Raw genomic sequence first — 11,853 nt, 5'->3', positions numbered from 1 at the left:
GACGCGTGCGTCGCCATCCGGCAATGAATTACCCGCCGAACTGATCCGGGTCCGGGCCAAGACGTTTGCCCTGATCCAGTTTGGCGATTTCACTCAGTTCATCTTTATCCAGACGGAAATCCCACACATCGAAGTTTTCCGCAATGCGCGCAGGCGTAACGGATTTCGGGATCACCACCAGACCCTGATCCAGATGCCAGCGGATGACGATTTGCGCCGGAGTCTTGCTGTATTTGTCTGCCAGCGAGCGGATCACTTTCTGATCGAACACGCCTTCGCCGCCCTGCGCCAGCGGACTCCAGGATTCAGTCTGGATCTTATGGGTGGCGTTCCAGGCATGCAGCTGACGCTGTTGCAGCAGCGGATGCAGCTCGATCTGGTTGATCACCGGCGTCACGCCCGTTTCATCAATCAGACGCTGTAAATGCGCGATCTGGAAGTTACACACGCCGATGCTTTTCACCAGCCCTTGTTCCTGCAGGGCGATCATCCCTTTCCAGGCTTCCACATAGTGATCGATAGCCGGTACCGGCCAGTGCATCAGGTAGAGATCAACATGATCCAGCTGCAGTTTATCCAGACTTTCCTGCAATGCTTCCTGCGGGCGTTTTTGATCGTCATTCCACAGTTTCGTGGTGATGAACAGCTCCTCACGCGGGATGCCAGCGCTCTGAAGCGCCTTGCCGACGCCTTCTTCGTTCTTATACGCGGCAGCGGTATCAATGGAGCGATAACCCACTTCCAGCGCTTTATGAATGGCGGAGATCACTTCCTCATTGCCCGCTTTCCACACGCCGAGACCCAGTTGCGGCATGATGTTGCCGTCCTGAAGCTTGATAACGGTTGGATTTGCCATGCATTCCTCCTTTTATGAAATCCACCAGGCATACGCCTGGTGAAGTGGTGTGCCTTAAGTCTGGACGAAAAGCCCAAAAACGAAAGGCGCAGAAGAAAAAACCTTTAGCGAGCCGCTTCGTAGATACGACGGCTGACATCCAGAGTTATATCCTGATGTTCGCCTAAATTCGTCATACCGTGCTCTTCCAGTTTCGCCAGCAGGGCAGGGATGGAGCTGCCGTCCAGACCGTAGCCGGACAGGCGCGTCGGCACGCCCATTTGCTCGAAGAAATCGCGGGTGGCCGCGATAGCCGCATCGATACGCTCGTCGTCAGAACCTTCAGTGATGTTCCACACGCGCTCGGCGTACTGCAACAGCTTGCCGCGTTTGGCGTCGCGTTTCTCATTCCACAGCGCAGGCAGCACCACCGCCAGCGTCTGGGCGTGATCCAGACCGTGCATCGCCGTCAGTTCGTGGCCGAGCATATGCGTCGCCCAGTCCTGCGGCACGCCCGCTCCAATCAGGCCGTTCAGCGCCTGGGTCGCTGCCCACATCACGTTTGCGCGTACGTTATAGTTCTCCGGATCGGTCAGCGCTTTCGGGCCGTCTTCAATCAGGGTCAGCAGAATGCCTTCTGCAAAACGATCCTGAATTTTGGCATCCACCGGGTAAGTGACGTACTGCTCAACGGTGTGCACAAAGGCGTCCACCACGCCGTTCGCCACCTGGCGCGGCGGCAGGGTGTAGGTGTAAACCGGATCCAGTACCGCGAAGACCGGCTGCACGAACGGCGAATGGAACGCCTGTTTATCACCGGTGGCTTTACGGGAGATCACCGCGCCTTTGTTGGACTCAGAACCGGTGGCGGGCAGCGTCAGCACGGACCCCATCGGGATGGCGCTTTTGATTTCGCTGCCAGAGGTTTGCAGGATCTGCCACGGATCGATGCCTTCCGGGTAGTGGGCCGCCGCGGCGATAAATTTGGTGCCGTCCAGCACCGAGCCGCCGCCGACCGCCAGCAGGAAGGTCACGTTTTCCTTACGCGCAATCTCAACGGCTTTCATCAGGGTTTCATAAGACGGGTTCGGCTCGATGCCGCCAAACTCCAGCACGTCGAGGCCATTGAGGGCGCTGTAAACCTGATCCAGTACGCCGGTTTTTTTGACGCTGCCGCCGCCGTAAGTGATCAGCACGCGTGCGCCTGCCGGGATTTGATCGCGCAGATCGGCAATGGCGTTTTTACCAAACAGAATGCGGGTGGGGGTATGCAGATTAAAGTTATTCATTGCTCGTGCCCTTATGTGGGTTAAAAAACCGCTGACCATGGATGGCCTGATGCGTCTCATTGTGGTCATCGGGGCTGTTCCTCTCAATGCACATTCCTGCCGATGTCTTGCCCATTTCTCCATGCCGCTGGAGAATATGCACAGAAATACGCACACTGTATTCGTCAAAAAACCCATCCGGAGTGGCGTGAAATGAACCGCGAAGAAATATGTCTGCACCTGACAGAACAGGTTAAGCGACTGAAAATTCATGAGAACAGGCTGAGCGACCTGTTGCCGGATATCCGCCTGCTGTACGGCACACAGCCGGGCACGCGCACGCCGGTGATGTACCAGCCGGGCATAGTGATCCTCTTTTCCGGGCATAAAACGGGCTATATCAACGACCGTGTATTTCACTATGACGCCAATGAATATTTGCTGCTCACCGTGCCGCTGCCGTTCGAGTGTGAAACCTTCGCCACCCCGGAAGTGCCGCTGGCGGGGATCCGCGTCAATGTGGATATTCTTCAGCTTCAGGAACTGCTGATGGATATCGGCGAGGACGAGCATTTCCGGCCAGCGCTGGCGGCAAGCGGCATTAACTCCGCCACGCTGTCCGATGAAATTCTCTGCGCGGTGGAGCGCCTGCTTGACGTGATGGAGCGCCCGCTGGATGCGCGTATCCTCGGCAGGCAAATCGTGCGGGAAATTCTCTATCATGTGCTGACCGGCCCGCGCGGCGGCGCGCTGCTGGCGCTGGTAAGCCGTCAGACGCACTTCAGCCTGATCAGCCGCGTATTAAAACGCATCGAAAGCCAGTACACGGAAAACCTGAGCGTTGACCAGCTGGCGGCCGAAGCCAACATGAGCGTCTCGGCGTTCCATCACAATTTTAAAGCCGTCACCAGCACCTCGCCGTTGCAGTATCTGAAAAGCTACCGTCTGCACCGGGCGCGCATGTTAATGATTCACGACGGTATGAAAGCCAGCGCGGCGGCCATGCGGGTGGGATATGAAAGCGCCTCGCAGTTCAGCCGCGAGTTTAAACGCTATTTTGGCGTGACGCCGGGAGAGGATGCGGCCAGGATCAGGATGATGCAGGGGACGTAACAACCCCCTCACCGCGAGGTGAGGGGATAAAAGTCAGGCGTTGCAGTATTTCTTTTTGATCACCACGATCACTGTGCCCAGTAACCCGGCGACCAGCAGGAATACGGGCAGGATCATCAGGAAGGTCATCACCTGATCTTCATGGCGCTTCACGAAAGGGATCATGCTCAGCGCATAGCCCAGCGAAGTCACCGCGCCCACCCACAGCAGCGCGCTCAGCCAGTTAAAGAACTGAAAGCGGCGGTTGGAGAGGCCGGAGATACCCGCCATCGTTGGCAGCAGCGTACGCACGAAGGCCAGAAAACGCCCGGCCAGCAGCGCCAGCAGGCCATGCCGCTCGAACATGCAGGTGGCCCGCTGGTGGTATTTAGCCGGCAACTGCGCCAGCCAGCTTTTCACCACCCGCGTATTGCCCAGCCAGCGGCCCTGAATATAGCTCAGCCAGCAGCCCAGACTGGCGGCGGTGGTGAGGATCACCAGCGCCGGTATAAAGTCCATCACGCCGCGGGCGATCAGCGCTCCGGTTAAGAGAAGCAGACTGTCGCCTGGCAGGAAAGAGGCCGGAAGTAATCCGTTTTCCAGAAACAGCGTCGCAAACATCACGAAGTAAACGACACCGACAACATGTGGATCAGCTAACGCCGCGAAATCATGATGCCAGAGCGCGGCGATAATATCTTGAATAACTACCATGGACTTTCCTGTGGAACCGCATATAGAGCGCTATTGTACGCCTGAACTGTCAAGGACACCTTGATCCCCCACGCAAGAAATGCAGACGATTCTGCTGGTCTGGAAAGATTTCTTGTCAGGCTGCTAACTTTACACGATGCGCTCAAATCCCGCTGCTAAATCAGCACGTAAATCATCAACGTTTTCTAAACCTATATGCAGACGGATAAGTGTGCCAGTAAAGTCGACCTCGGCGCCCGGACGGATCGCCGCAATATGCTCCGGCTGGTTCGCCAGGATCAGCGATTCATAGCCGCCCCAGGAGTAGGCCATGCTGAACAGCGTGAAGTGATCGAGATAAGCCGCCAGCTCCTGATTATTCAGCCTTTTACGCAGCACAAATGAGAACAGGCCGCTGCTGCCGGTAAAATCGCGCTTCCAGAATTCATGTCCTTTACTGCCCGGCAGCGCAGGGTGATTCACGCAAGCCACCTGCGGATGCGCCGCCAGCCATTCGGCGAGTTGCAGGCTGCTTTCATGATGCTGGCGCAGACGCACGCTCAGGGTGCGCAGGCCGCGGCTGGTCATATAGGCGGTGTCAGCGTCCACCATTTGCCCCATCAGGTAGGCGTTCTCGCGCAGTTGCTCCCAGCAGCGGGCATTCGCCACCGCCGTGCCGATCATGCCGTCGGAGTGGCCAATCAGGTATTTGGTGGCCGCCTGAATGGAAATATCAATGCCGAAATCCAGCGCTTTAAACAGGATGCCCGCCGCCCAGGTGTTGTCGATCATGATGATCGCCTCCGGGGCCACGCGCCGCACCGCAGCAACAATCGCCGGCACGTCGTGCACTTCCATGGTGATCGAGCCGGGGGATTCAAGGAAAACGATGCGGGTATTGGGTTGGATGAGTCCGGCAATGTCGCCGCCGATCAGCGGGTCGAACCACCCGGTGGTAACGCCCATTTTCGCCAGGATTTTTGTGCAGAAATCCTGCGTAGGTTCGTAGGCGGTGTGGGTCACCAGAATATGATCGCCCTGTTCAACAAACGCCAGAATGGTATTCGCCACGGCAGCCGCGCCGCAGGGGAAGAGCGCGCAGCCCGCGCCGCCTTCCAGTTCGCACATCGCTTCCTGTAAGGAGAAATGCGTCAGGGTGCCGCGACGGCCATAAAACAGCTCGCCGCTGGCGCGCCCTCGCGTGGCCTGCTTTTTTGCTTCCACCGTGTCGAACACCAGAGAAGAGGCGCGCTGGATAACGCTGTTCACCGCACCCTGAGTATATTTTTTGCTGCGCCCGGCATTCACCAGCGCGGTATCAATGTGCTTCGCTGCCATAATCGAAACCTGTTTTTATACGTCTGGATGTCCAGACTACCATGAATGCCCGATTCTGCATCCTGAGGGTTATTCATTCAGCACAATATTTTCTGAAAATGGCCCGATGAAAGGTTTTACTGAGTAAGCGCAATGAAAATGCACAGGAATAGGGGCATCATGTAAATACTAATGAGAACTACTATCAATTCGACGCTGTTTTGATATTATTATGCTCAGAATTTGTGATTTATGTCCGGAGATACACAGTGGGTAATAATTTGATGCAGACGGATCTCTCCGTCTGGGGTATGTATCATCATGCCGATATTGTTGTAAAAATCGTGATGATTGGCCTGATCCTGGCGTCAGTAGTCACCTGGGCAATTTTCTTCAGCAAAAGCGTTGAGCTGATCTCGCAAAAGCGCCGCCTTAAGCGCGAACAGCAACTGCTCGGCGAAGCCCGTTCGCTGGATCAGGCGAGTGAAATCGCCGCCTCCTTTAAGTCTAAAAGCCTCAGTACGCTGTTAATTAACGAAGCGCAGAACGAGCTTGAGCTCTCTGCCGGTTCGGAAGATAACGAAGGCATTAAAGAGCGTACCGGTTTCCGCCTTGAGCGCCGCGTGGCGGCTGTGGGCCGTCATATGGGCCGTGGGAATGGCTATCTGGCGACCATTGGCGCGATCTCGCCCTTTATCGGCCTGTTCGGTACCGTATGGGGCATCATGAACAGCTTTATCGGTATCGCCCAGACGCAGACCACTAACCTGGCGGTTGTCGCGCCTGGTATCGCGGAAGCGCTGTTAGCCACGGCCATTGGTCTGGTTGCCGCCATTCCGGCGGTGGTGATCTACAACATTTTCGCCCGCATGATCGGCAGCTATAAAGCCTCGCTTGGCGATGTCGCCGCGCAGGTGCTGTTACTGCAAAGCCGCGATCTTGATCTTGCCGCCAGCCCGACGGCTAAACCGGTGCACGCTGCACAGAAATTACGTTTAGGTTAATGTCCTATGGCAATGCGTCTTAATGAAAATCTGGACGATAACGGCGAAATGCATGAAATCAACGTGACGCCCTTTATCGACGTCATGCTGGTACTGCTGATTATCTTTATGGTGGCCGCGCCGCTGGCGACGGTGGACGTGAAGGTCAATCTGCCTGCCTCGTCCAGCCAGCCGCAACCGCGTCCGGAAAAACCGGTCTATCTGTCGGTAAAAGCGGATAAATCGATGTTTATCGGCAACGATCAGGTGACGGAAGAAACCATGATCAACGCGCTGAACGCCGTGACCGCGGGTAAAAAAGACACCACGGTTTTCTTCCGCGCGGATAAAACCGTGGATTATGAAACCATGATGAAAGTGATGGATACGCTGCATCAGGCGGGTTATCTGAAGATAGGTCTGGTGGGTGAAGAGGTCGCGAAAGCGCAGTAATCGCCTTATCACGCCCGGCGGCGCTGCGCTTGCCGGGCCTACTGGATCTGGTAGGCCGGGTAAGGCGAAGCCGCCACCCGGCAAATCAAAGTGTAGGCCGGGTGAGGCGAAGCCGCCCAGAGTGTAGGCCGGGTAAGCGAAGCGCCACCCGGCAAAAGAACGCTGACTCCGGTCAGCTTTTTTTTGCGCGTTATTCCGCAACCGGCGGCGTTTTCTCTGTCAGCGCGACGCTGGTGACGTTTGACGTCAGATAGCCGCCATCAGCCAGCTTGCGGGTAATACGCAGCGTAGCCGTCTCACGCGCCAGCAGATGCTGGTAGTTGGCTTCGAGGCGGGACATGATTTTTTCGTACAGTTCGGGGTGGCGCTTCGCCACTTCGTTGATCGCGGCGCCGTAAATCTCTTCTTTGATCTGTAACGCGTAAATTTCGCGGCGGTTCTGCCATTTTAAGCGCACCAGCGCGGCAGGAATGGAGATCAGATCCCGCGCCAGACGGGTAATATGATCATTTTTACTCTGTACCAGGGCATCGAGATTTTGCTTTAAGATAAATTCGTCGCTTTTATGATTATCTAAAGCTAAATAAACGTTATTATCTTCAACATCTTTCACGTTATTCATCCTCTAGTTTATAAAACAAAGGCGCATCTTTTTCGCGGGTAATGAGGTTAAGCCAGACATCATTACCGGCGGCATTTATCTCTTCGGTTTTTTCGGCAATTATTTGACTTAAGGTTTGGGCATCAATGTCCCCTTCGGCTTGTAAATCGTTAAGCAGACGGGTAAATGTTTCAATTTTTACTACGCGGTATAATCGATCTTTTATATGGCGGTCGCGTTCTTCCAGCAGCATATTTCTCGATTGCCTGGTATGGCTGACATTCGTTAATATATCGCTTTCGAAATCAGAGAGCGTTCTTTTTCCCTGAGTGAAATTAACGTCTTTTTCTGCTTCCCCCGATTCAGTTTCCTTCGCGGAAATGTGAAAACGAGCCGGGACAAGGTTCTCGGGCAGCATCTCTAATATCCTTTGATTTCAAACGAGTGGGGAAGGGGTCCGGGCGTGAGGTTCGTTGACAATATCATGGCAGACTTTTAAAATCAAAAAAAATGGAGCCAGCCCATGAACAGTATTTTTTATTCTGTTATTGCTTTGTTGTTACTTACTGCGGGCGTACTTTTTATGATGCGCGAGCTGAATAAAGGCACGCCAGCCGCAGACAGCAACCCACTTCCCGAGGCCGCGCCGTTGTCAAAGGAGGAGGGAGAAGATCACTTTTCAATGTTAATGAATGCCATTACGCCGGTGTGGTACTGGCGTGTCAATCATGAATATATTGATTTTCTGCACGCGACAATTAAAAGAATGAACATATCGCAAATAAATAGCGTGCCGGGCTTATTTGAAGCGCAACGTCGTTGCAGCGATCTGAATTCAGCAGTGTATAAGTATTACGATAATATAAAAAAACGCTGCCTTAACGGTGAGAAAGTTCCGCACTCCGATCTGGAATTACTGAACTTAAGTCAGTGTTTTCACGAATTCAGTCTCGACGCCTATCCGGAACTGGTCACGCTGGTGTGGCCGGAGTATGCCCGCCCGGACGTGGATCCGCGGGATGTGCGCACCGCGCAAATTTGATGGCTGAACATGCCGGGTGGGTGTCCCCGGCATGGTGAGATTATTTGTCCGACGACGCCTGCCAGAGATTCAGCTCGCCATCTGCCACATGTTTATCGATCTGCGCCAGCTCTTCCGCGCTGAAGGTCAGATTGTCCAGCGCCCGCACGTTTTCTTCAATTTGCTCCGGACGGCTTGCGCCAATCAGCACCGAGGTAACGCGCGCATCTTTCAGCAACCAGCTTAACGCCATCTGCGCCATCGATTGTCCGCGCTGTTGCGCCATCTCGTTGAGCAGGCGCAGGCTGTTCAGGTTACTGTCGGTCAGCATCTTCTCGGTTAATCCGCGCACCTTTTTCCCTTCCCGCTGCATACGCGAGCCGTCAGGAATGCCGTTGAGGTATTTTCCGGTCAGCAGACCCTGCGCCAGCGGCGTAAAGGCGATACAGCCCACGCCGTTGCGCTCCAGCGTATCCAGCAGGCCGCTTTTATCCACCCAGCGGTTGAGCAAATTGTACGAGGGCTGGTGGATGAGCAGCGGGATTTTCCATTCACGCAGCAAATCGACCATCGTCTGTGTGCGTTCAGAGGAGTAGGACGAGATACCCACATACAGCGCTTTACCGCTCTGCACCGCCTGCGCCAGCGCCGAGGCTGTCTCTTCCATCGGCGTATTTTCATCAACGCGGTGGGAATAGAAAATATCGATATACTCCAGCCCCATGCGGCTGAGGCTCTGATCGAGGCTGGCGAGCAGATACTTGCGCGAGCCGCCGGAGCCATACGGGCCTGGCCACATGTCATAGCCCGCTTTGGTAGAGATGATCAGCTCATCGCGGTAGGCCGCAAAATCCTCTCTCAGCAGACGACCAAAATTTTCCTCGGCGCTGCCCGGCGGCGGACCATAGTTGTTGGCCAGATCGAAATGGGTGATGCCCGCATCAAAGGCGGTGCGTAGCAGGGCGCGCTGGGTATCCAGCGGCTGAACGTGACCAAAACTGTGCCACAAACCCAGCGACAGAGCAGGCAGGCGTAACCCGCTTTTCCCGCAGTAGCGATACTGCATCTGCTCGTAACGGGCAGGATTGGCTAACCAGGGCATGATGTCTCCTTTTTTGATTATAAATATTCGAAACGCTGTTTCTATTTTAGCGTTACCGCCGATCGCCACAAGCCGCAGCGGTCACAAATCTTTATGATTATGTAGCGTTGCTTAACTATTCATTAATGCGCCTTATGGTTTAAGCCCTCAGGCGTCACGCGGCCCGGATACCAGGCTGGAAGGCAGGCGCGGTGAGCGCTTGCGGGTTTGGCTCCTCAAAAAAAGCGCATCTTTATTACGGGTAACATATGCATAATATGGCGAAACACGTAATTAACTATACGTGCCATATTTAAGATTACTTAATTTAAATTAATGCACCCTTTTTAAATTACCGTCTATATTGAGATGCTGCGACTACAGATAGTAAATAGTATTATTTAAATAAGGGATTTATTCCCCCATAAACATTGTTTAAACCAACCCGAGAATCTATTAGTTTTGGGAGGATTCTTATTTTTCGCATCAATAAGAATGTTAGCAGGCTAAATAAATGGAGTGGGGATTTTCTCTTTAAGATAAGTAGCTTACAGATAGTTTCCGCTGTAACTATCTGCTGAACTTTATGTAAAAGTGTGAGCAAAAGTGAATGGCGATATTATTTAAATGCCTGGAGCCTTGTTTTTTAAAGGATTCCTGGTGGATTATTTTTTGATCAAAAAAGGTCCGCCGTGGCATACATATTACGCATATTTTGCCGATAACCATAATAAGTCCCACCTTCTGGATGGGAATGCACCTCAAGCAAGGAATTAACTATGTGTATGCTCCAAAACTTCACAATTCGCTTTGTGATGCTCGCCATTCTTGGCGTTTTCTGCCTGCTGTGGTCAGGTGTCGGATTATTTAGCGTGTTATCGCTGTCGAAAGTGGCTGAAGGTAATGATATGGATCGCCAGCTGGTCACGCAGATGACGCTGCTCAGCCAGGGCAACGATCAGTATTTCCGCGTCGTCACCCGATTGTCACGGGCAATGGAGGCAAAAGCGACGGGCGGCAGCGCCGATTTTGGTCCGGTTCAGCAGGCGCTGGACAATATGAAAACCAAACTGGATGCGCTGAAGGCGATCTCACCCGGCCCGATTGATGCGACTGTTTCCGCACAGGTGATCGGTAACTGGCAGGCGCTGCTGGATCAGGGCGTGACGGCGCAGGTTCAGTTTGCGCAGCAAGGCAATCTTGACGCTTACCGTAATCAGGCAAGCAATGTGACGCCTGCCCTCAGCCGCGCCTTTGGTGCCAGCACCGAAGCGTTCAACAAAGCGGCGAACCAGATGCTGGATGATACCCGCGTCATGGTGGATCATCAGACCAGTGTTACCCGCACGGCGATCATCACTGCCGTGATATTTGGCCTTCTGTTACTGCTGTTCTCCGATCGCTATCTGGTTGCCATGCTGGTTAAACCGCTGGCGAAAATTCGCCAGCACTTCAGCCTGATCGCCCGGGGCGATCTCAGCCAGCCGGTAGAGGCGATGGGCCGTAACTGTGTGGGCCAGATGGTGCCGCTGTTGCAGGAAATGCAGGATAGCCTGCGCGATGCGGTCAGCTCCATTCGTTCCGGCAGCGACAATATCTGGCGCGGTGCAACGGAAATTTCCAGCGGCAATAACGATCTCTCATCCCGTACGGAAGAGCAGGCGGCAGCGCTGGAAGAGACAGCGGCCAGCATGGAACAACTGACCGCCACCGTGAAGCTGAACGCAGACAACGCACGTCAGGCCAGCGAACTGGCGGAAGTGGCGTCCACCACTGCCAGCAAAGGCGGCGCGCTGGTCAGCGAAGTGGTCACCACCATGAGCGACATTTCAGACAGCTCGAAGAAAATCGCCGAGATCACCACGGTGATCAACAGTATCGCCTTCCAGACCAATATCCTGGCGCTGAACGCCGCCGTTGAAGCGGCGCGTGCCGGTGAACAGGGCCGTGGTTTCGCGGTGGTGGCGGGTGAAGTGCGTAATCTGGCCAGCCGCAGCGCAGGGGCGGCCAAAGAGATCGAAACCCTGATTGCGGACTCGGTCAGCCGCGTCGATAAAGGCGCAAAACTGGTGAACGATACCGGCACCACCATGGAAGGCATTCTGCGTGCGGTTACTGAAGTGACCACTATTATGAAGCAGATCGCCGGCGCGTCCGCGGAGCAGAGCAAAGGCATTTCGCAGGTCGGGGTGGCCATCACCCAGATGGACAGCGTCACCCAGCAGAACGCCGCGCTGGTGGAGCAGGTTTCGGCCGCCGCCGTGGCGCTGGAGCGTCAGACGGAGGAGATGCAGCGTGCGGTTCAGCAGTTCCGTTTATCGGCAGACGAGCAAAAGCTTGCCGCCGCGCCTGCGGCGACATCGTCGTCACGCCATACCCCGCCAGTAAAATCACCCGTCTCTGACGAGTGGGTCGCGTTTTAACTTTTAGTATTCTGATCACCAGGCCACGACGGTAACGTTGTGGCTTTTTTTGTAAATAACCATGTCACTTTTAAGGTTAATTGTCG

12 protein-coding genes are annotated in these 11,853 nt (G+C 54.5%); 5 read left to right on the top strand and 7 right to left on the bottom strand.

Annotated features, from left to right (window positions below; genetic code table 11):
* Window positions 1-28 precede the first annotated feature (28 nt).
* Window positions 29-856, bottom strand: a complete 828-nt coding sequence (gene dkgA, locus BMF08_RS01920; RefSeq protein ID WP_072569761.1) for a 2,5-didehydrogluconate reductase DkgA — start codon at window positions 854-856, stop codon at window positions 29-31.
* A 104-nt stretch (window positions 857-960) separates the two neighbouring features.
* On the bottom strand, window positions 961-2,124 hold the full coding sequence (gene yqhD / locus BMF08_RS01915) for an alcohol dehydrogenase (protein ID WP_072569762.1): 1,164 nt from the start codon (window positions 2,122-2,124) through the stop codon (window positions 961-963).
* A gap of 192 nt (window positions 2,125-2,316) precedes the next feature.
* On the opposite strand from yqhD, the gene BMF08_RS01910 reads away from it, so the two are divergent.
* Complete coding sequence (locus tag BMF08_RS01910; RefSeq protein WP_072569763.1) at window positions 2,317-3,216, top strand: AraC family transcriptional regulator; 900 nt, start codon at window positions 2,317-2,319, stop codon at window positions 3,214-3,216.
* A gap of 33 nt (window positions 3,217-3,249) precedes the next feature.
* Here BMF08_RS01910 and yghB read toward each other — a convergent pair whose 3' ends face one another.
* Together yghB and metC are read right to left on the bottom strand one after the other, a co-directional pair.
* Window positions 3,250-3,909: a DedA family general envelope maintenance protein YghB gene (yghB, locus tag BMF08_RS01905; RefSeq protein ID WP_072569764.1), complete on the bottom strand. Its 660-nt coding sequence runs from the start codon at window positions 3,907-3,909 to the stop codon at window positions 3,250-3,252.
* Window positions 3,910-4,038: 129 nt separating this feature from the next.
* Entirely contained in the window at window positions 4,039-5,226 is a 1,188-nt protein-coding gene (metC, locus tag BMF08_RS01900; protein ID WP_072569765.1) for a cystathionine beta-lyase, read from the bottom strand.
* Window positions 5,227-5,474: 248 nt separating this feature from the next.
* Here metC and exbB point away from each other — a divergent pair, with 248 nt between their 5' ends.
* On the top strand, window positions 5,475-6,209 hold the full coding sequence (exbB, locus tag BMF08_RS01895; protein ID WP_072569766.1) for a tol-pal system-associated acyl-CoA thioesterase: 735 nt from the start codon (window positions 5,475-5,477) through the stop codon (window positions 6,207-6,209).
* Between the two features lie 6 nt (window positions 6,210-6,215).
* Entirely contained in the window at window positions 6,216-6,641 is a 426-nt protein-coding gene (gene exbD, locus BMF08_RS01890) for a TonB system transport protein ExbD (protein ID WP_072569767.1), read from the top strand.
* A gap of 190 nt (window positions 6,642-6,831) precedes the next feature.
* On the opposite strand, the gene BMF08_RS01885 is transcribed toward exbD, so the two are convergent.
* Both BMF08_RS01885 and BMF08_RS01880 read right to left on the bottom strand, forming a co-directional pair.
* Window positions 6,832-7,254, bottom strand: coding sequence for a cytoplasmic protein (locus tag BMF08_RS01885; RefSeq protein WP_234007206.1), 423 nt, complete (start codon window positions 7,252-7,254; stop codon window positions 6,832-6,834).
* A gap of 1 nt (window position 7,255) precedes the next feature.
* Complete coding sequence (locus tag BMF08_RS01880; protein ID WP_072569769.1) at window positions 7,256-7,660, bottom strand: hypothetical protein; 405 nt, start codon at window positions 7,658-7,660, stop codon at window positions 7,256-7,258.
* A 105-nt stretch (window positions 7,661-7,765) separates the two neighbouring features.
* Here BMF08_RS01880 and BMF08_RS01875 point away from each other — a divergent pair, with 105 nt between their 5' ends.
* On the top strand, window positions 7,766-8,284 hold the full coding sequence (locus BMF08_RS01875; RefSeq protein ID WP_072569770.1) for an ESA_00282 family adhesion-associated protein: 519 nt from the start codon (window positions 7,766-7,768) through the stop codon (window positions 8,282-8,284).
* A 40-nt stretch (window positions 8,285-8,324) separates the two neighbouring features.
* On the opposite strand, the gene BMF08_RS01870 is transcribed toward BMF08_RS01875, so the two are convergent.
* A complete protein-coding gene (locus tag BMF08_RS01870) occupies window positions 8,325-9,365 on the bottom strand; it encodes an aldo/keto reductase (protein WP_072569771.1) in 1,041 nt (346 codons plus the stop codon).
* A gap of 758 nt (window positions 9,366-10,123) precedes the next feature.
* Between BMF08_RS01870 and BMF08_RS01865 the strand changes: the two genes are divergently transcribed.
* Window positions 10,124-11,767 (top strand): methyl-accepting chemotaxis protein, encoded by a 1,644-nt coding sequence (locus BMF08_RS01865; RefSeq protein ID WP_072569772.1) that lies wholly within the window; start codon window positions 10,124-10,126, stop codon window positions 11,765-11,767.
* Window positions 11,768-11,853: the final 86 nt, after the last annotated feature.

Origin of the sequence: Enterobacter sp. SA187 (genome assembly GCF_001888805.2) — a bacterium.
Taxonomy (GTDB): domain Bacteria; phylum Pseudomonadota; class Gammaproteobacteria; order Enterobacterales; family Enterobacteriaceae; genus Enterobacter_D.
The sequence above is the reverse complement of the archived record's forward strand: the minus strand, read 5'-3'. Positions and strand labels throughout refer to the sequence as shown.